At 54.8% G+C, this 20196-nt stretch carries 19 protein-coding genes; 9 read left to right on the top strand and 10 right to left on the bottom strand.

What is annotated here, in order from left to right; translation table 11 throughout:
- Nucleotides 1–136: 136 nt before the first annotated feature.
- A complete protein-coding gene (locus tag ACW14G_RS16250; RefSeq protein ID WP_249022727.1) occupies nucleotides 137–1045 on the top strand; it encodes an AraC family transcriptional regulator in 909 nt (302 codons plus the stop codon).
- Here ACW14G_RS16250 and ACW14G_RS16245 read toward each other — a convergent pair.
- From ACW14G_RS16245 to nudF, 8 genes are all read right to left on the bottom strand, one after another.
- Entirely contained in the window at nucleotides 996–2285 is a 1290-nt protein-coding gene (locus ACW14G_RS16245) for a TRAP transporter large permease (RefSeq protein ID WP_167575000.1), read from the bottom strand. The two genes, ACW14G_RS16250 and ACW14G_RS16245, sit on opposite strands and share 50 nt — an antisense overlap.
- Before the next feature lie 12 nt (nucleotides 2286–2297).
- Nucleotides 2298–2846 (bottom strand): TRAP transporter small permease, encoded by a 549-nt coding sequence (locus ACW14G_RS16240; protein ID WP_065356064.1) that lies wholly within the window; start codon nucleotides 2844–2846, stop codon nucleotides 2298–2300.
- A gap of 57 nt (nucleotides 2847–2903) precedes the next feature.
- Complete coding sequence (locus ACW14G_RS16235; RefSeq protein ID WP_163447880.1) at nucleotides 2904–3881, bottom strand: TRAP transporter substrate-binding protein; 978 nt, start codon at nucleotides 3879–3881, stop codon at nucleotides 2904–2906.
- A gap of 289 nt (nucleotides 3882–4170) precedes the next feature.
- A complete protein-coding gene (gene parE, locus ACW14G_RS16230; RefSeq protein ID WP_163447879.1) occupies nucleotides 4171–6066 on the bottom strand; it encodes a DNA topoisomerase IV subunit B in 1896 nt (631 codons plus the stop codon).
- A gap of 27 nt (nucleotides 6067–6093) precedes the next feature.
- Nucleotides 6094–6669: an esterase YqiA gene (yqiA, locus tag ACW14G_RS16225; RefSeq protein ID WP_064542320.1), complete on the bottom strand. Its 576-nt coding sequence runs from the start codon at nucleotides 6667–6669 to the stop codon at nucleotides 6094–6096.
- Nucleotides 6669–7496 carry a 3',5'-cyclic-AMP phosphodiesterase gene (gene cpdA / locus ACW14G_RS16220; RefSeq protein WP_167574999.1) on the bottom strand — a complete coding sequence of 276 codons (828 nt, stop codon included), beginning with the start codon at nucleotides 7494–7496 and terminating at the stop codon, nucleotides 6669–6671. Before cpdA ends, yqiA begins: the two co-directional genes overlap by 1 nt.
- A 92-nt stretch (nucleotides 7497–7588) precedes the next feature.
- Nucleotides 7589–8014 (bottom strand): DUF1249 family protein, encoded by a 426-nt coding sequence (locus ACW14G_RS16215; RefSeq protein WP_064542314.1) that lies wholly within the window; start codon nucleotides 8012–8014, stop codon nucleotides 7589–7591.
- The gene (gene nudF, locus ACW14G_RS16210) at nucleotides 8011–8643 is read right to left on the bottom strand and encodes an ADP-ribose diphosphatase (RefSeq protein WP_065356069.1); all 633 of its coding nucleotides are present in this window, start codon (nucleotides 8641–8643) and stop codon (nucleotides 8011–8013) included. Before nudF ends, ACW14G_RS16215 begins: the two co-directional genes overlap by 4 nt.
- Before the next feature lie 210 nt (nucleotides 8644–8853).
- Between nudF and tolC the strand changes: the two genes are divergently transcribed.
- From tolC to ACW14G_RS16195, 3 genes are all read left to right on the top strand, one after another.
- A complete protein-coding gene (gene tolC / locus ACW14G_RS16205; protein ID WP_163447877.1) occupies nucleotides 8854–10278 on the top strand; it encodes an outer membrane channel protein TolC in 1425 nt (474 codons plus the stop codon).
- A gap of 172 nt (nucleotides 10279–10450) precedes the next feature.
- Entirely contained in the window at nucleotides 10451–11128 is a 678-nt protein-coding gene (locus ACW14G_RS16200; RefSeq protein ID WP_064542307.1) for a DUF1190 family protein, read from the top strand.
- Nucleotides 11129–11133: 5 nt separating this feature from the next.
- On the top strand, nucleotides 11134–12294 hold the full coding sequence (locus ACW14G_RS16195; protein ID WP_163447876.1) for a glutathionylspermidine synthase family protein: 1161 nt from the start codon (nucleotides 11134–11136) through the stop codon (nucleotides 12292–12294).
- 3 nt (nucleotides 12295–12297) lie between these two features.
- Here ACW14G_RS16195 and ygiD read toward each other — a convergent pair whose 3' ends face one another.
- Nucleotides 12298–13086 (bottom strand): 4,5-DOPA-extradiol-dioxygenase, encoded by a 789-nt coding sequence (ygiD, locus tag ACW14G_RS16190; protein ID WP_249022726.1) that lies wholly within the window; start codon nucleotides 13084–13086, stop codon nucleotides 12298–12300.
- Nucleotides 13087–13281: 195 nt separating this feature from the next.
- Between ygiD and zupT the strand changes: the two genes are divergently transcribed.
- From zupT to ACW14G_RS16165, 5 genes are all read left to right on the top strand, one after another.
- Complete coding sequence (zupT, locus tag ACW14G_RS16185; RefSeq protein ID WP_163447874.1) at nucleotides 13282–14055, top strand: zinc transporter ZupT; 774 nt, start codon at nucleotides 13282–13284, stop codon at nucleotides 14053–14055.
- A 340-nt stretch (nucleotides 14056–14395) separates the two neighbouring features.
- Nucleotides 14396–14974: a fimbrial protein gene (locus ACW14G_RS16180; protein WP_163447873.1), complete on the top strand. Its 579-nt coding sequence runs from the start codon at nucleotides 14396–14398 to the stop codon at nucleotides 14972–14974.
- Between the two features lie 57 nt (nucleotides 14975–15031).
- On the top strand, nucleotides 15032–17476 hold the full coding sequence (locus ACW14G_RS16175; RefSeq protein WP_419057363.1) for a fimbria/pilus outer membrane usher protein: 2445 nt from the start codon (nucleotides 15032–15034) through the stop codon (nucleotides 17474–17476).
- A 14-nt stretch (nucleotides 17477–17490) separates the two neighbouring features.
- Complete coding sequence (locus ACW14G_RS16170) at nucleotides 17491–18222, top strand: fimbrial biogenesis chaperone (protein WP_249022725.1); 732 nt, start codon at nucleotides 17491–17493, stop codon at nucleotides 18220–18222.
- The gene (locus ACW14G_RS16165; RefSeq protein WP_249022724.1) at nucleotides 18219–19292 is read left to right on the top strand and encodes a type 1 fimbrial protein; all 1074 of its coding nucleotides are present in this window, start codon (nucleotides 18219–18221) and stop codon (nucleotides 19290–19292) included. Before ACW14G_RS16170 ends, ACW14G_RS16165 begins: the two co-directional genes overlap by 4 nt.
- Before the next feature lie 80 nt (nucleotides 19293–19372).
- Here ACW14G_RS16165 and ribB read toward each other — a convergent pair whose 3' ends face one another.
- The gene (gene ribB / locus ACW14G_RS16160) at nucleotides 19373–20026 is read right to left on the bottom strand and encodes a 3,4-dihydroxy-2-butanone-4-phosphate synthase (protein ID WP_163447869.1); all 654 of its coding nucleotides are present in this window, start codon (nucleotides 20024–20026) and stop codon (nucleotides 19373–19375) included.
- Nucleotides 20027–20196 lie beyond the last annotated feature (170 nt).

The following is a 20196-nucleotide window of genomic DNA, read 5'->3' as shown; positions in this document are numbered from 1 at the left end:
AGCATAGAGAATCCAGGCAGCGAAGAAATGTTAACCCGGTCACAACTGATAGTATTGTGTGAACCGGTGCTTGATAAAATTTAAAACAGTGGTTTAGTAGTAAGATTAAACCGGTAAAAGTTTAAATATATTGCACATGACTTCGTCCTGGAATGCCGAACATCTGGAGCTGATCACGCTGAATGACGCCGTCGCGTCATTCAGCCGTCTTTTTGCCAACACCGTGCGCTACCATCACTGGCACCAGTGTCTGGAAATTCTCTACGTTGAAGAGGGTTTTGGCGTGGTGATCGTCGACAATCGCCAGTACACCATGCGTCCCGGGCGACTGTTTTTCTTCCCGCCATTTACGTTGCATAAAATCATGGTGGATGAGAAAGCGCAGGACAGCTATCGCCGTACCATTATTCACGTCGATCAGCACGCTATTGCCAAACTTCTCCGTCATTTTCCCGATAATCACCGCCGTTTGCAGATGCTTTCCACACGGGGCCGCCCGGCATTTGTCGCCGATTTAGCCGAGATCCATCCCCATATCGATCATCTGTTCGGACTTTACGCGCGCGCCGCCAGCCTCTCCGCACTGAGCACTGAACAGATAGCCTGTATGTTAATGACATTATTCAATATGCTGCCGCCGGTGCAGGAAAAAATGACCGACACCTCAAGCGGTATTGCCAGCCCGGTCATGTTCTGGATTGAAGAGAACTATCAGAAGAAATTCAGCCTTGATGCCCTGGCAGCGGAGCTGGGCAAATCGCGCAGCTATCTGTCACGCCGCTTTCGCGCCGAGACCGGGGAGCATATTCACGACTACCTCAATACGTTACGCCTGCGCCGCGCCTGCGAGCTGCTGCTGCACAGCGCGCTGCCGGTGAGCGAGATTGCCGGGCAGGTGGGGTTTGCCGAAGTGACCTACTTTATTAGCTCATTTAAAAAGGGGATCGGTGAGACCCCCTTGCAGTACCGGAAAAATCACGTATCGCGCCAGCGGGCTAGTGGAAGCGCCCCGGGAGCCACAGTGACAGAATCGGGATATAGGTAATGGCAATCAGCACCAGGAACAGCACGCAGTAGAACGGAATCATCGCTTTCACGACGGTTTCAATCTTCTGCCCGCTGACGGCGCTGGCCACGAACAGTACCGAACCTACCGGCGGCGTGATCAGCCCAATGCCTAAGTTCATCATCATAATAATGCCGAAGTGCACCGGATCGATCCCTAGCTCTACCACCACTGGCAGCAGGATCGGCGTCAGAATCAGAATCAGCGGCGCCATGTCCATCAGACAGCCCAACAACAGCAGCATGATGTTGATGATTAACAGGATGACGTACTTGTTATCTGACAGCGACAACAATGCGGCGGAGATCTCCTGCGGCAGCCCTACCAGCGTCATAACCGAGCCAAAAGCGGCGGCAAAAGCGATCAGCACCATCACCATGGTGACGGTTTTGATCGTGCGGTGGATAAGCTTCGGGAAATCCTTCAGCTTATATTCGCGGTAGACAAAGAAGGTGACAAACATCGCCCAGATACAGGCAATTGCCCCCGATTCCGTTGGCGTAAAGAAGCCCGAGAGGATGCCGCCGGAGATGATCACAATGGTCACGAGGCCCCAGATGGCGTCGGAGGCAATCTTGATCTTGCGCTTCAGCTCAACGCGCGCTTCTTTCGGATAGTTGTTTTTACGTGCCGCAATTAAACACATAACGATAAGCGTCACGCACAGCACCAAGGTCGGAATGATCCCGGCGAGGAACATCGCCGGAATGGTCACCGCCGCGGTGTTCGCCACGATAGCGAACAGCACCGAGTTGTGGCTCGGCGGCACCAGGATCGCCTGCACCGAGGCGCTGGCGGTTAGCACCGCGCCGAAGGAACGCGGGTAGCCTTTACGCTCCATTTCCGGGATCAGCACCGATCCGATCGAGGCGGTATCCGCCACCGACGATCCCGAAATCGCGCCAAACAGCGTGGAGGCCAGAATGTTAACCAGCGACAGCCCTCCGCGGATCCAGCCGACGAACAGCCCGGCAAAATCCACCAGCCGTCGCGCCATCCCCCCTTCTGCCATGATCGCCCCCGCGAACACAAAGAAGGGAATGGTCAACAGGTTGACGTTATCGGTACTGTGGAAAATGGTGATAACCAGCCCATCGAGCGAGAAGTCCGCGAAGGCGGTCACCACCACGGCGGTCAACCCCACGGCGTAGGCCACCGGCATCCCCACGGCCATCAACACCACGAAGGTCACGACAAATATAATCAGCGTTAAGTCCATTGCTTGTGCCCCTTAGTGACCGACTTTCGGCGAGCCAAACTGCACCAGTTCGCGATGCGTTTGCGGGCCGCACAGCAGTTTTTCAACCACGAACAGCAGCGTGAAGAACGAACCCAGCGGAATTGGCAAATGGGTGATCCCCGAGGTCAGGAACGGCAGCGATGGCACCACGTCCTCCCAGGCATCCATACAACCGATAATCCCCCAGTGAATGATAAAAAGGCAGGTGGCCAGCATCGCCAGATCGACGAACACCGCCAGCGCTTTTTTCATCGCCGGGTTAATGTGATCCACCAGCATGGTAATCGCGATGTGGCTGCCGGCCCGATAGGCCGCGGCCGCCCCTACGAAGGAGAAGGTGATCATGCAAATCTGCGATAACGGTTCCGGCCAGCTGGTTGAGGCGTGCGGGAGAAAATCGAGCCATGCCGGAAAATCAGGACGAAAACGGGCGTAAATCCCCACCAGATAAATAAACGTCATAAATAACAGGCTGATCCCTGACAGCCAGATACAGATCCGATACACGCCATCCATGACCAGGACATAGATATTTTTCATTGTTATCTCCAGATCAAAACGGGCAGGCCAGCACACGCCGTCCTGCCGCCACGGGGATTATTTGGTGTCCTGAATTTCTTGCATTAAGTCGCTGAACTGCTTGCCATATTTTTCGCGAACCGGCGCAGTGGCATCGACAAAGGGTTTTTTATCCACCGGCAGGAATTTCACGCCCTGGCTTTGCAGACGCTGTTTGGATTTCTCGACGTATTCAGCCCAGAGCACGCGTTCTTCCGCCTGCGCTTCTTTTGCCAGCTTCATGATCAGCGCCTGATCTTCCGCCGACAGTTTGCTCCATTTACGCTTCGAGAAGGCGAGCACTTCCGGGATCATAAAGTGTTCGGTGAGGTCAAAATATTTGGTGCCGGCCACCACATAGTTTTCGGTATCAAAGGTCGGCTCGTTGTTTTCTGCTGCGTCAATCACCCCGGTTTGCAGGCTAGCGAAGACATCGCCAACCGGCAGAACGATCGGGTTAGCGCCCAGCGCTTTAAAGGTATCGAGACCAATCGGGTTGTTTTGCAGACGGATCTTCACGCCTTTCAGATCGTCGAGGGTGGTGATCGGTTTTTTGGTGATCAAGCTGCGCGAGCCCGCGTCCATCCAGCCAAGGAAAACCAGCCCAAGGTTGCTGTCGGAGATCTCTTTCGCCAGTTTGCTGCCCACGTCGCCATCCAGCACTTTGTGCTGATGATCGGTATCGCGGAACACAAACGGCATGTTGAAGACGCTCACCTGCGGCAGAATGCCGCCAACCGGCGCCATAGAAACGCGCAGAATATCAATCGCCCCGGCGCGGGTCTTTTCCAGCGTGGTGCTTTCATCTCCCATCTGCCCACTTGGGAACATCCTGATGGAGAGACGCCCGTCGGTTTGTTGACTGAGCTTCTCCCCCATATGAATCACCGCAGCAGTCGTCGGATAATCAGCGGGATGCACATCTGAAGCGATGAACACCGTTTTCGCCATCGCCGCCGCAGACCCCATCAGTAACGAGAAAGATAAAACGCTTAAAACCAGTTTTCTTCTTAACATAGACGATTCTCTTGTAAGGAAAGATAAAATTCACTATGCGAATCACTTGGCTGCATAGATTGACGTCCATGTTCAAAAGTATGTTTTATGTCCAGCGGAAGAATATGGTAGAAGTCATACAACTAAAGTGTGACCTGTCATACCAAATTTTAAAATGGCATTTCATAAAGCGCAGAAATTAGAAATGAATCGATTCATTAGCATCGGAGGTTGGCGATTGAGCCGCCCCGCGGGCAATAAAAAAGGAGACGCATGCGTCTCCTTTTTAGGCTCAATTTGAGATTGGAAATCAGGCTTCGATATCGGCCATATCGCCTTTTTCCTGCAGCCAGTTGCGGCGATCTTCCGAGCGCTTCTTGGCCAGCAGCATGTCCATGGTGGCATCAGTCTGCTGTTCATCTTCATCGTTGATGACAAGCTGCACCAGGCGGCGAGTGTTCGGATCAAGCGTGGTTTCGCGCAGCTGCATCGGGTTCATTTCACCCAGACCTTTAAAACGCTGCACGTTCGGCTTGCCTTTCTTACGCTTGAGCTGTTCCAGCACGCCTGCTTTTTCTTCTTCGGTCAGAGCGTAGTAAACCTCTTTGCCCAGATCGATACGATACAGAGGCGGCAGCGCCACGTAGACGTGACCTTCTTTCACCAGCGCGCGGAAGTGCTTCACAAACAGCGCGCAGAGCAGCGTGGCGATGTGCAGACCATCGGAGTCGGCATCCGCAAGGATACAGATTTTGCCGTAGCGCAACTGGCTGAGATCCGAACTGTCCGGATCGATGCCGATCGCCACGGAAATATCGTGCACTTCCTGTGAGGCCAGCACTTCGTCAGACGAGACTTCCCAGGTGTTAAGGATCTTACCTTTGAGCGGCATGATCGCCTGATATTCACGATCGCGCGCCTGTTTGGCGGAGCCGCCCGCCGAGTCGCCTTCCACAAGGAACAGCTCGGTGCGAGCGAGATCTTGCGCGGTGCAGTCGGCCAGTTTGCCCGGCAGCGCCGGTCCGCTGGTGAGTTTTTTACGCACCACTTTTTTCGCCGCGCGCAGACGACGCTGAGCGCTGGAAATCGCCATTTCGGCCAGCAGCTCGGCCGCCTGCACGTTCTGGTTCAGCCACAGGCTAAAGGCGTCTTTCACCACGCCGGAGACAAAGGCCGCGCACTGACGGGAAGAGAGACGCTCTTTAGTCTGCCCGGCAAACTGCGGATCCTGCATCTTCACCGACAGCACGTAGGCGCAGCGATCCCAGATATCTTCCGCCGACAGCTTCACGCCGCGCGGCAGGATGTTGCGGTATTCGCAGAACTCGCGCATCGCGTCGAGCAGGCCCTGGCGCAGACCGTTAACGTGCGTGCCGCCCTGCATGGTCGGGATCAGGTTGACGTAGCTTTCGGTCAGCAGTTCGCCGCCTTCCGGCAGCCACAACAGCGCCCAGTCCACCGCTTCGGTGTCGCCGGAGAAGTTGCCGACAAACGGCTTTTCCGGCAGCAGCGGCAGGCCGTTCACCGCTTCACTGAGATAGTCGTTCAGACCGTCAGCGTAGCACCAGGTCTGTTCGGTATCGTTGACTTTGTCTTTAAAGACGATTTCAACGCCCGGGCAAAGTACCGCTTTCGCTTTCAGCAGGTGGCTTAAGCGGGACACGGAAAAACGCGGGCTGTCGAAGAAACTTTCGTCCGGCCAGAAGTGCACGCTGGTGCCGGTATTGCGCTTCCCGCAGGTACCAGAAACGTGTAAATCTTCGACTTTTTCACCGTTCTCAAACGCGATGCTGTAGATTTGGCCGTCGCGACGAACGTTGACTTCAACGCGTTTGGATAAGGCGTTCACCACCGAAATCCCCACGCCGTGCAGGCCGCCGGAGAACTGGTAGTTTTTGTTGGAGAACTTACCGCCCGCGTGCAGACGGCACAGGATCAGCTCAACCGCCGGTACGCCCTCTTCCGGATGGATATCGACGGGCATGCCGCGGCCGTCATCGATAACTTCCAGCGACTGATCGGCATGGAGGATGACTTCGACACGCTTCGCGTGCCCGGCCAGCGCTTCATCCACGCTGTTATCAATCACTTCCTGACCAAGGTGGTTAGGGCGAGTGGTATCTGTGTACATTCCCGGACGGCGGCGAACCGGCTCAAGCCCGGTGAGTACCTCAATGGCATCAGCGTTATAAGAAGATTGCGTCATGATCTATTCGTAGGTAGTTGGCGCTGCTTAATGCAACCCCAGGAAATCGATAATCTGTGTGAAGTGATCTTCAAAGCCGGTAAATGCGTGATTACCGCCCTCCTCTACCGTTTGTCGGCAGGAGGCGAAATAGTCCACGGCCTGGCGGTAATCAAGCACTTCATCGCCGGTCTGTTGAAGCAACCAGATGAGATCCGGTGCCTCAAGCGGGTCAATTTGCATCACTTTGAGATCGTAAATATGGCGTGACTCTAGCACATATTGCTGCCCGGTGTAGGGATTCTCGTTCGGTCCGAGGAAATTCACCAGCAGCTCAAACGGCCGTATCGCCGGGTTTACCACCACCGCAGGCAGCATAAAACACTGCGACAGCCAGGTGGCGTAATAGCCGCCCAACGACGATCCGACGATCCCGAGCGGCTCACCGCCGTGCTTGAGCACTAACGCTTCGAGCATTTCCGCCGCTTCCGCCGGATAGACGGGCAACTGCGGGATCAGCATTTTCACATCAGGATAGTGCTCCGCCAGCCACTGCTTAAGCGCCGTGGCCTTGGCCGAACACGGAGAGCTGTTAAAGCCATGCAGATAAAGAAGCGTCGACATTAATAGCCTTCAGATGCGGTATCAGGATGGAATTTTGACCCGGCAAGGCGGCAGACTTCGGTGGTTAACGAACCATCGGCATGCAGCTCCAGCCAACGCCAGCCAGGCGAAACGGTATCCAGCGTAAAGTTGGCGCAGTGCGGCTTAAACTGCACGCAGGTTGACGGCGTCGCCATGATACGGCGCCCGTTCCACTCGACGTCCAACTCCTGGTGAATATGGCCGCACAGTAGATGCTTCACGCGCGGATAGTGCACCAGCACGTTATCCAGGGCACCGGCGTTGCGCAGACTGTGCTGATCGAGCCAGCTACAGCCCGCTGGCAGAGGATGATGGTGCAGCAGCAGCAAGGTATGTCGTTCCGGCATTTCTGCCAGCCGTTTCTCTAACCACTCAAGCTGGAAGTCGCTCAGCTCGCCGTGCGGCACGCCGAAAACCTGACTGTCGAGCAGCAGGATCTGCCAGTGTTCGCCAACCAGCACGCGCTTGGCCGGAGAGATGCCTGCATCCTGTAATGTGCTGTACATGGACGGCTGAAAATCGTGATTTCCCGGAAGCCAAACGCAAGGCGCAGTAAAGCTCGCGATGCCTTCAGCAAAGTGCTGATAGGCCGCGGATGAGTGATCCTGCGCTAAATCGCCTGTCGCTACCACCAGGTCAACTTCACGCGCCGAGGCATGTATCGCCTGCAAGACGGCGTGGTAGCTTTCCCAGGTATTCACCCCTAACAGCGTTTCATCTTTTTCAGCAAACAGGTGAGTATCAGTAATTTGCAGTACCCTGACACTGGCCCCACCAGCCAGAGGAAGGTTTAAAAGGCTTTCCAAATGGTGTCCTTAGGTTTCACGATGCAAACATACACATCATCCTTTCAGGCAGCGTCGTCGCTGGCAGCGCCCCAGAGGCAGCCCGAACGGTTCTATGTACAAACCGGAATCGCCATCGCTCCATGTGCTAAACAGAATCGAAGCCAGTCGGCCAGAAACTGATTAATTTGATGCTTTTCGTCGCGTTGATGCAACTTTTTATTTGGATAATCATACCGCGCTTTGAAGCGAAAGATCTGCTGACTTGAACACACTTCAGCCACCATCGCGTCATGATACAACCGCACGGTCATCGACGGCAGGCTCCAGTAGCTCACCGCCGGGTGCGTTTGTTCAATCGTCACAAGCGTAGTGTAACGAGTTGATTCGACTATCGTTAAGCGATATTGCGCATTAGCCACCTGATAGCTCACCGTTTCGCCGGCTTCATCAATGCGCGGCAGTAAGCGGCGTAATTGCGCGAAGTTGGTTTCGCACAAACGCATCATTTCAGGGAAGTCAGGTGTATAGCGCTTCATTTTGCCCACTCTTTTCGTAAGTCCTGATAATGCAGCTGCAGCCATTGCAAAGCGATGACAGACGCTGCGTTGTCAATTTTTCCCTCTTCCACACATTGATAAGCATACTCCCGGCTTACCACATGAACGCGAATGTCTTCGTGTTCTTCCGCCAGGCCATGGATGCCCTTGGCCGTTGTCGCATCCACTTCCCCCACCAGAATGCTCAGACGCTCGCTGGTGCCGCCGGGGCTGGCCAGATAGCTGAGGCACGGCTTCATACGGCCAACGGTTAGCCCCGCTTCCTCAAGCGATTCGCGCCGGGCCACGTCTTCAACGGTTTCGCCCTCTTCAATCATGCCCGCGACCATCTCCAGCAGATAAGGGGTTTCACTGGTGTCATAAGCGGCAATACGCACCTGCTCAATCAGCACCACTTCGTCACGCACTGGGTCAAAGGGTAGCAAGACTGCGGCGTGACCGCGCTCAAAAATTTCGCGACGAACTTCTCCGCTCATCTCCCCATTGAATAAACGGTGGCGAAAACGGTACACATCAAGCGAAAAAAAACCGCGATAAACAGTTTCTCGTGCAATAATTTCTACATCGTTTTTCGCGAGGGTGACCACCGGGTTACGTGATTTAGTCATGGACTGGCCTATGCAGTAATTGTGTTGAAATTGTGGATTTAAACTCTGTTTGTCTTAGGATCCACTCACTCTATGGTAGATTGGTGCAAATTAACGCCAGATGGCACGTTACGCCAACTTTTTAACACGGCGGACTCTGGTACAATCGGCAAATATTTTTTCTGTGAATTAGATCAGCGCTAAGCTTCACAACAAGGAATGCAAATGCAAATGAAGAAATTGCTCCCTATCTTAATTGGCCTGAGCCTGACGGGCTTCAGTACAATGAGCCAGGCAGAGAACCTGTTACAGGTCTATCAGCAGGCACGTACCAGTAACCCGGATCTCCGTAAATCTGCAGCAGATCGTGATGCGGCATTCGAAAAGATCAACGAAGCGCGTAGCCCACTGTTACCGCAGTTAGGTCTGGGTGCCGATTATACCTACACCAACGGCTTCCGCGACAGCAACGGCGTGAACTCCAACGTCACCAGCGGCTCGCTGCAGTTGACGCAGACGCTGTTTGATATGTCCAAATGGCGTGCGCTGAGCCTGCAAGAAAAAGCGGCGGGCATCCAGGATGTGACCTATCAGACCGATCAACAGACGCTGATCCTCAATACCGCAACCGCGTACTTCAACGTGCTGAGCGCCATTGACTCGCTCTCCTACACCGAAGCGCAGAAACAGGCGATTTACCGTCAGTTGGACCAAACCACCCAGCGCTTCAACGTGGGCCTGGTCGCCATCACCGACGTGCAGAACGCCCGTTCACAGTACGATACCGTGCTGGCGAACGAAGTCACCGCGCGTAACAACCTCGACAACGCGGTAGAAGCGCTGCGTCAGGTCACCGGTAACTACTATCCGGAGCTGGCGTCACTGAACGTCGACAGCTTCAAAACCGATAAGCCGCAGGCCGTGAACTCACTGCTGAAAGAAGCGGAAAACCGCAACCTCTCCCTGTTGCAGGCTCGTCTGAGCCAGGACCTGGCGCGTGAGCAGATTCGCCAGGCGCAGGACGGCCATCTGCCGACGCTAGATTTAACCGCCTCTACCGGGGTGTCTAACACCTCTTACAGCGGTTCCAAAACCAATAACGGTCAATACAACGATAACGACGCAGGTCAGAACAAAGTGGGTCTGAGCTTCTCCCTGCCGCTGTATCAGGGCGGGATGGTCAACTCGCAGGTGAAACAGGCGCAGTACAACTTCGTCGGTGCCAGCGAGCAGCTTGAAAGCGCGCACCGCTCCGTGGTGCAAACCGTGCGTTCTTCCTTCAATAACGTCAACGCCTCTATCAGCAGCATCAACGCCTACAAACAGGCTGTGGTTTCTGCGCAGAGCTCTTTAGACGCCATGGAAGCAGGCTACTCCGTCGGTACCCGTACCATCGTTGACGTGCTGGATGCGACCACCACGCTGTACAACGCGAAGCAACAGCTCTCCAGCGCGCGTTACAACTATCTGATCAACCAGTTGAATATCAAAAATGCACTGGGCACGCTGAACGAGCAGGATCTGCTGGCGCTGAACAACACCCTGGGCAAACCGGTTTCGACCGCCAATGCCACCATTGCGCCTGAGAATGCGCAGCAGGATGCCACCGCCGACGGCTACACCTCTCCGGCCACCAGCAAAGCGCGTCTCCGCTAAGGCAGACGTTTGCAGGCAACAAGGTCCGCCCCGTGCGGACCTTTTTTTTGCGCCAACGTAAGGCAACGTAAAGATCCCCCGCTTTCGCCGCTTCTTCGCTTCATTTTCGACCACTCATCCACTATCCTGAGCGCTATTGCAATACCATTCCACTGGGTCCAGGAAGAATAAAATGAAACGGACAAACAACATTCAGCACGCCGCTTTCCGTAAAAGCTGGGGCGCGCGCCATCTCACACCGGTTGCACTGGCCGTTACCGCCGTTTTTATGCTTGCAGGCTGTGAGAAAACCGATGAAACCGTCACGCTGTATCAGAATGCGGACGACTGCTCCGCGGCCAACCCGGGCAAAAGCGCCGAGTGTACAACAACGTTCAACAACGCGCTGAAAGAAGCCGAACGCACCGCGCCGAAATACGCCAGCCGTGAAGACTGCGTAGCGGAATTCGGCGAAGGCCAGTGTCAGCAGGCACCTGCCCAGGCGGGCATGGCCCCAACCGGTGAAAACCAGGCGCAGGCGCAAAGCAGCGGCAGCTTCTGGATGCCGCTGATGGCAGGTTACATGATGGGCCGCATGATGAGCGGCGGCATGGGTGGCTACCAGCAGCAGCCGGTCTTCACCTCGAAGAACCCGTCCAGCCCAGCCTACGGTAAATACACCGACGCCAGCGGTAAAAACTACGGCGCAGCCCAACCGGGCCGTTCGATGAACGTGCCGAAAACCGCGATGGCGCCGAAACCGGCAACCACCAGCACCGTTACCCGCGGCGGCTTCGGTGAATCGGTGGCGAAACAGTCCACCATGCAGCGTAGCGCCACCGGCACCACCTCCCGCTCAATGGGTGGCTGATCGCCATGGAAAGAATCAGTATTGTTGAACGCCCGGACTGGCGCGAAAAAGCGACCGAATACGGTTTTAACTTCCACACCATGTACGGTGAGCCGTACTGGAGCGAGGAAGCGTACTACAAGCTCACCCTCGCGCAGGTGGAAAAACTGGAAGACGTCACCGCAGAGATTCACCAGATGTGCCTGAAGGTGGTCGAGCGCGTCATAGCCAGCGATGAGCTGATGACCAAATTCCGTATTCCAAAGCACACCTGGGGCTTTGTCCGCCAGTCATGGCAGACCAACCAGCCGTCTCTCTATTCGCGCCTGGACCTGGCGTGGGATGGCAAAGGCGAGCCGAAGCTGCTGGAGAATAACGCCGACACGCCAACCTCGCTGTATGAAGCGGCATTTTTCCAATGGATCTGGCTGGAAGATCAGCTGAACGCCGGCAATCTGCCAGCCGGCAGCGACCAGTTCAACAGCCTGCAGGAAAAGCTGATCGATCGCTTCAACGAACTGCGCGAACAGCACGGATTCCAGCTGCTGCACATGACCTGCTGCCGCGATACCGTAGAAGATCGCGGCACCGTTCAGTATCTACAGGACTGCGCGGCGGAAGCGGGTGTCGCAACCGAATTCCTCTACATCGAAGATATCGGCCTGGGTGAGAAAGGCCAGTTTACCGATCTGCAGGATCAGGTGATCGGCAATCTGTTCAAGCTCTATCCGTGGGAATATATGCTGCGCGAGATGTTCTCCACCAAGCTGGAAGACGCTGGCGTGCGCTGGCTGGAGCCGGCGTGGAAGAGCATCATCTCTAACAAAGCGCTGCTGCCGCTACTGTGGGAGATGTTCCCGGATCACCCGAACCTGCTCCCGGCCTACTTCGCCGAAGACGATCATCCGCAGATGGACAAATTTGTGGTGAAACCGATCTTCTCTCGCGAAGGCGCGAACATTTCGATCGTTGAGAACGGCAAAACTATCGAGCAGGTCGAAGGCCCGTACGGCGAAGAAGGGATGATCGTCCAGCAGTTCCATCCGCTGCCGAAGTTTGGCGACAGCTACATGCTGATCGGCAGCTGGCTGATTAACGATCAGCCAGCCGGAATCGGTATTCGTGAGGACAGAGCGCTGATCACTCAGGATCTTTCACGCTTCTATCCGCACATCTTCGTCGAGTAATCGTCAGCCAATCACTACCGACAGCATACTCAGCGAGCCCATTTCGATACCGTCTACCGGGATCGTGATGGGCTCTTCGCCATCCCATGCGCCCAGCACGTACAGCAGCGGCAGGAAGTGATCCGCCGTCGGGTTAGAGAGCGACCCGCCTTCATGCGACAGGTAGTTCACCAACGGATGCTGCTCCACCGGCCCTTTCCAGTCCAGATTCGCCTTCACATAATCGTTAAAGGAGCTGGCCCACGGGTATGGCGTAGAGTCACCGTGCCATTTCGCGGTGCGCAGGTTGTGCACCACGTTGCCGCTCGCCACCAGCATAATGTCTTCATCACGCAGGCTGGCCAGCTTACGGCCCATCTCAAAATGCCACGCCGCCGGTTTGGTGCTGTCGATACTCAGTTGCACCATCGGGATATCCGCATTCGGGTACATTTTGATCAGCACGCCCCAGGAACCGTGGTCAAAACCCCAGGCTTCTTTATCCAACGCCACCGGGACCGGAGCCAGCAGCTCAACCAACCGCTGCGCGAGTTCAGGGGAACCTGGCGCCGGGTAATGGGTATCGTACAGCGCCTGCGGGAAGCCGCCAAAGTCATGAATCGTCTTCGGTGTTTCCATCGCCGTCACCCCCGTGCCGCGGGTAAACCAGTGCGCGGAGACCACGACAATCGCTTTCGGACGCGGCAGCGCTTCGCCCAGGTGCTGCCAGGTACGGGTATAGAGGTTATCTTCCAGTACGTTCATGGGGCTACCGTGACCTAAAAACAGTGCTGGCATTCGGCTACGAGACATGGTGTTATCCTTCCAGAGGCATTGATTTGATAACACCACATTAACCTGTTTTCAGTGAGGATAAACTCAGATAAGCGTGATGATGATCTTCAGAAAATTTGAATGTAAGGATGACGTAAAGAGTGCGTTCAGCTCTCGCAAGGGAAAACGATTTTCAATATCATGAATGATAATCATTATCATAAGGAGTAAACCATGTCGGTTCCGCTGATTCTGACATTATTGGCCGGGGCGGCGACGTTCATCGGCGCTTTTCTTGGGGTGATTGGTCAGAAACCTTCTAACCGCGTGCTGGCGTTTTCCCTCGGCTTCGCCGCCGGGATTATGCTGCTTATCTCCCTGATGGAGATGCTGCCGGCTGCGCTTGATGCCCCAGGCATGTCGCCGGTGCTCGGTTACGGCATGTTTGTCGTTGGCCTGCTTGGCTACTTCGCCCTCGACAGGATGCTGCCGCATGCCCATCCGCAGGATCTGATGCAAAAGAACACGCAGCCGCTGCCGCGCAATATTCGTCGCACCGCCGTACTGCTCACGTTGGGTATCAGCCTGCATAACTTCCCGGAAGGGATCGCCACTTTCGTCACCGCCAGCAATAATCTTGAGCTGGGCTTTGGCATTGCGCTGGCCGTGGCGCTGCACAATATCCCGGAAGGGCTGGCGGTCGCCGGGCCGGTGTACGCCGCCACGGGTTCAAAGCGTAAAGCGGTATTCTGGGCGGGCATTTCCGGTATGGCCGAAATTCTCGGCGGCGTGCTGGCCTGGGCGATTCTTGGCAGCATGGTGTCGCCGGTGGTCATGGCGGCGATTATGGCGGCGGTCGCCGGCATCATGGTCGCCCTTTCCGTCGATGAGTTGATGCCGCTGGCGAAAGAGATAGATCCTAACAATAATCCCAGCTACGGCGTGCTGTGCGGCATGTCGGTGATGGGAATGAGCCTGGTGGTGCTGCAATCGGTAGGGATTGGATAAAACACGGCCAGATAACTAAAAATACCTTCCAGGGAGCGCAAATCGCGCTCCCATTTATTATAGAAATATAATCCACGACACACACTTTAAACCGCCTTGAAATAAATATCTGGAATATAAATTTATTCTTATTTCTCATCTCTCCCATCAAAAAACAGTGCCGAGTGTCTTATTATCCCATATAAGATTAAATAACTTACTTTGTGTTAGTGGTTATATTAAAAAGAACAGCCCATAAATGATAAAAATTCATTATCAATGATAATGTTTTTATTTATCAGCAACGAAATATGAGAAGTAAATATAATTAACCAGCAATGCTACAATCAAGGACCTTGATATGAAAATGGGAAAAACTGTGCTGTTCGCGATGGTTGCGGCAGCGTTAACCTCTTCTTCCGCTTTCGCCGCAGTCGACGGTGGCTCGGGCAAAATTACCTTTACCGGTGATGTCATCAGCGCGCCTTGCGCTATCAAAGCGGAAGACGTTGACAAGCAGGTCGATCTCGGTGAAGTGCCGGCCAGCTACATCAATTCAAAGGGCCACTCTGATGCCGTTGATGCCAGTATTCATCTGGTCGATTGCGATCTACCGAACTCCGACAATGGCGAAGGCACCGAAACGAAAGTCACCAAAGTGGATGTGACCTTTACCAGTACTGCGGTGACTACTGAAGGTGAGAACCTGCTCTCCAACACCATGACCGGTGGCGCGACGGGCGTCGGCGTCCGCCTGCTGGATGGCGAGGGTCAGAATATTACTCTCGGCACCGCGAAAACAGTGACGCTGGTGCAGGCATCCTCCGAACAAACCCTGCCATTCCAGGCCTATATGGAACTGGTCGATAGCACAAAAGCCACGCCAGCTACACCGGGCGCAGTGGCTTCAAATGCCACTTACGTACTGTCATATAAGTAATCTATCCAGGGTGGCGGCGACCGCCACCCTTTATTAGATAAATCAGGTAGGGATGCCGTGAATACCGCTAAAATTGCTGTATCTTGCTGCGGCTTATTATTTATATTTTCCGCAAGCGCCACTGAATTCAACCTTAACGTACTGGATAAATCCATGCGTGACAGCGTTGATATATCCCTGCTCAAAGATAAACCGACCACGCTGCCAGGAAATTATTTTGTGGCCGTGACCGTCAATAAAAATCAAATTTCCTCCGGCCGTTTACTCCGCTGGAGAAAACAAGACGCAGAAGTTTTACTCTGTATTCCTGTCGATCTGGCAGAAGGCATGGGGTTGAAAGAAGATTTTTATCATTCATTGCCCGTCGAAAACGGCTGCGTGGATTTTCGCGCCCACCCGGAGATCACCTTCACGCTGGATATGGCGCAACAACAGTTGAATATCGCCATTCCCCAGGCATGGGTCGCGTGGAAAACCAATGGCTGGATGCCTCCCGCCACCTGGAATGATGGCGTGGCTGGCTTTCTGCTGGACTACAATCTTTTCGCCAGCACCTATCGTCCCCATGACGGCGAGCATAGTGAAAACCTGAACGCCTACGGCACGGGCGGTGTGAACCTCGGCGCATGGCGTTTACGCAGTGACTATCAGCTGAGCCAAACCCGCGACGACGAAGACACCACTACGTCGCGCACGATTTCCCGTACCTATTTGTTTCGCCCGCTGACCACGCTCGGTGCAAAGCTGACGCTCGGTGAAACGGATTTTAGTTCGGATATTTTCGACGGTTTTTCCTATACCGGCGCATCGCTGATTAGCGATGACCGTATGCTACCCTGGGAATTACGCGGCTATGCGCCACAAATCAGCGGCGTAGCGCAAACTAACGCCACCGTCACAGTGAGGCACCAGGGCAGGATCCTTTACCAGACCAAAGTCGCACCGGGCCCCTTTATGATTAGCGACCTGAATCAATCGGTGCAGGGAACGCTTGACGTCGAGGTAACCGAAGAAGATGGCCGGGTTAACACCTTTCAGGTGTCAGCGGCCTCCACCCCATTCTTAACCCGCAAGGGGCAGATTCGCTATAAAGTTACCTCAGGCCGCATGCGTCCGGACCTGTCGCACAGCGTCATCAACGATACGTTTATCAGCAGCGAAGCCTCGTGGGGCGTATTGTCAAACACTTCGCTGTACGGCGGCATCCTCACCGCGGGCAACGACTACCGCTCCGCCGCGCTCGGTATCGGGCAAAACATGCTGTGGCTGGGAGCCATCTCGTTTGACGTCACCCACGCCGTCAGCCATTTTGATAACGGGGAAGAAGAAAAGGGTTCCAGCTACCGGTTGAACTACAGCAAACGCTTTGACGCTACCGACAGCCAGGTATCGCTTGCAGCCTATCGTTTTTCCGAACGCACGTTCCATAGCTACGCCAATTTTATCGACCACCAGCTCAACGACGGCGATACCCAGGACGAAAAGCAGACCATCAGCATTTCCGCCAGTCAGCCCATTGAGCCGTTGAATATGAATCTGTACGTCACCGCGCTGCGCCAGCTGTGGTGGGATGGCGATTCATCGACCTCGGCGAGCATCACCGCCGGGTTTAACTTCGACGTCGGGAGCTGGAAAAACATTTCGCTGACGACCACCTTCAGCACGACGCACTACGAAGAGAGTAATAACGACAACCAGATTTACGTCTCCGTCTCCGTTCCGTTCGGCTTCGCCCAGCGCTTAAGCTATGACATGCGTAACAGCGACAACACCACGCACACCGTCTCCTGGTACGACTCCTCAGATGCGCGTAACACCTGGGGCGTATCGGCCGGCGCGGCCAGCGATAAACCGGATAATGGCGCTCAGTTCCGCGGCAACTATCAGCACCTCTCCAGTATCGGCGATCTCCAGCTCGCCGGCAGCTACGCCGCCAGCGATTACACCTCGGCGAGCGCCAGCTGGAGCGGCTCCTTTACTGCGACCCGCCACGGGGCGGCGCTGCACAGACGCAGTATGGGCAACGAACCGCGGCTGATGGTCAGCACCGATGGCATTGCCGATATCCCGGTTCAGGGGAACTTTAACACCACCAATCGCTTTGGTTACGCGGTGGTGCCAATGATCTCCAGCTATCAGCCCACCACCGTCGCCGTTAACCTCGAGGCCCTGCCTGATGGCGTAACGGTCGCGGAAAATACATTGCGGGAAACCTGGACGGAAGGCGCAATTGGCTATAAACCGCTGGCTTCGCGCGCGGGTCTGGATATCAACGCCATCATTCGCACCGCCGAGGGCAAATATCCGCCGCTGGGCGCGGTGGTGTACGACGATGATGGCAGAACCGATGTTGGCATGGTCAGCGAAGAAGGACACGTCTGGATGAGCGGCGTTAATGAAGGAAAAACCTTCCGCGTGCAATGGGGCAGTATCACCTGTCGCATCACCTTACCCGATTCTCTCTCTCAACTTCCCCGGCAGTTAATCCTGCCTTGTCATTGATTAAGGATGAAGAAATGACACCTATGAAAGGACTTCTCTGGCTGTTACTCACGCTATCTTTCACCAGCCAGGCCGCTGTTTCACCGGATCGCACCCGGGTGATTTTCAACGGCGACAACAAAGCGGCAAGCCTGAAATTAACCAATGCCAGTAAAGATCTCCCCTATCTGGCCTACTCGTGGATCGAAGATGAAAAGGGCAATAAGAGCGATGCCTTTTTTGCCGCCCTGCCGCCAATGCAGCGCCTGGAGCCCGGCGCGATGACTCAGGTTCGTATCATCAAACAGAGCGGCGTATCAGCGCTCCCCACAGATCGGGAGTCATTGTTTTATTACAATGTTCGGGAAATTCCGCCTGCGCCGGATACCGCTGAAAATCACGCGGTGGTGCAGGTAGCTATGCAGTCAAAAATCAAAATGTTCTGGCGTCCCGCCTCTCTGAAGAAAAAACCGGGGGACCAAAAAGAACACGCGATGACCTTTCGCCTGAACGGTAAAACGTTAGAGGTACAGAACCCCACGCCCTACTACATTACGCTGGCCTATTTCGGCAAAGATTTGCGCGGCGTGACGCCCGGTTTTAAAACCACCATGCTGCCGCCATTTGGATCCGCCAGTTTGAATACCGGCCCGAACGACGGCCCGAGTTTCTACATTGGCTATATGGATGATTACGGTGCGCTCCGGATGCTGCAGCTAAGCTGCCGCAGCAGCTGCACAGCCACCGCATCGGAGGAGAAAAAATGATCCGCCGTCTGTCATCACTGCTCCTGCTGGCGCTGTTACTCAGCCCATTTCAGGCCGCATGGGCGGTGCATTGCTATCTTGGCGCATCGGGCGGCCCAACGGATAAGTATCAAACGATAGGAGAATTTGCGGTTCCTGATAACGCCCAGGTCGGCGATAAAATCTGGGAAAGCGGTGATATTAAAGTCCCGGTATACTGCGACAACGGCGATAAAATGGATGGCAACGGGCGAGTCGGCGAAGACGTTTATGCATGGGTAAACCCCTACTCTTCAACGGACGATCCTTACTATCAGCTCGGAGTGACCTATGCGGGCGTCGATTACGACACGACACAGGGTGCGGTAGGGATTGATACCAACACCTGTATTGATAATGCCTATTACGAAAAATTTACGGCGGCGCAAATTCGGGCTTCCGGCTGGGAAGAGCGATTATGCAGTAAAAATGCCGATGACGTTCACTACTCGCGAACGTTTATCGCGCGTATGCGGCTGTACGTGAAAATCAAAGCAATGCCGGCACACGACTACCAGAGTACGCTCGGCAGCTTTACCCTCGTGCAGTTTGACGGCGCCGATGGCTGGAACCAGAGTCCGGACGCCGCCAACCTGAAATACCACGTCAGCGGACTGGAAAACATTCGCGTCCTTGACTGTAACGTGACGTTCAATATTGAACCTGCCAACCAGATCATTGATTTTGGGTCATTTAATCCCTACGAGATCGCCAGTGGTGCGATAACTCGCACCTTCTCCGTCACCACGAATAAAAGTCAGGACGGAACCTGTGCCGATGGTTTTAAGGTCAACTCATCGTTTTACACCACAGAGACCCTGTCAGCAGACGATACCTCGATGCTGATTGGCAACGGCCTGCAGCTAAAAATCCTTAACAGCGATAACCACAGGCCCTACACATTTAACCAGTATGAAGAATACGCCGACTTTACCGGATCGCTATTAACGATGACGCAGAACTACACGGCTGAGCTGTCTAAAATGGCGGAAGAAGAAGTCAAGGTGGGGCACTTCGAATCGGTCGTACTGTTTAAGATCAACTACAACTAGCGACAAAAAGGCCGGGATAACCCGGCCTTTAAGATTGGCAAGCGCTGCGACGCCGGGCTTTCCGGCATCAGCAGTGGAGCTTAGCTCGCTTTACGTTCGTGCTCACGACGGTAAGCCACGAGATCTTCAATGGTCACCAGCGCCATGTTATGTTTCTTCGCAAACTCGATGCACTCTGGCGCACGCGCCATGGTACCGTCGTCGTTGGTCAGTTCACACAGAACACCCGCCGGTTTGAAGCCAGCCAGGCTCACCAGATCGATAGTCGCTTCGGTGTGGCCACCACGGGTCAGAACGCCGCCAGGCTGCGCGCGCAGCGGGAATACGTGGCCCGGACGGTTGAGGTCGGACGGTTTCGCGTTATCGGCAATCGCCGCGCGAACGGTAGTCAGGCGGTCAGCGGCGGAAACGCCGGTGGTGACGCCGTGTGCCGCTTCGATAGTGACGGTAAAACCGGTGCCGTAGGCGCTGGTGTTATTTTCCACCATCATCGGCAGCTCCAGCTGTTTACGACGTTCGTCGGTCAGACACAGACAAACGATGCCGCTACCGTGACGGATAGTCAGCGCCATTTGTTCAACGGTCATGTTTTCGGCGGCAAAAACCATGTCGCCTTCGTTCTCGCGATCTTCATCGTCCAGCACCATCGCGCCGCGGCCTTCGCGCAGGGCAATCAGTGCGTTTTCAACGCGTTCGAACGGAGTACCAAAAGAGGAAAGTAGCGTCTGATTCATGGTAAAAAAACCTCATTAAAATTATGGTTACCAGAATCAGGGCAGTCTTAGGAGTGCCGACAAGCGGCAAATAGATAACGCGAGCGGGTTAAACCCAACTGAATCGTTACTCTCTCCCATCCGGACTTTAACCGTCGGCCCCGGAATTACACCGGATCTGCTGACCTTCC

The organism is Kluyvera sp., assembly GCF_965301105.1.
This window is presented reverse-complemented; position numbering and strand designations above follow the sequence as displayed.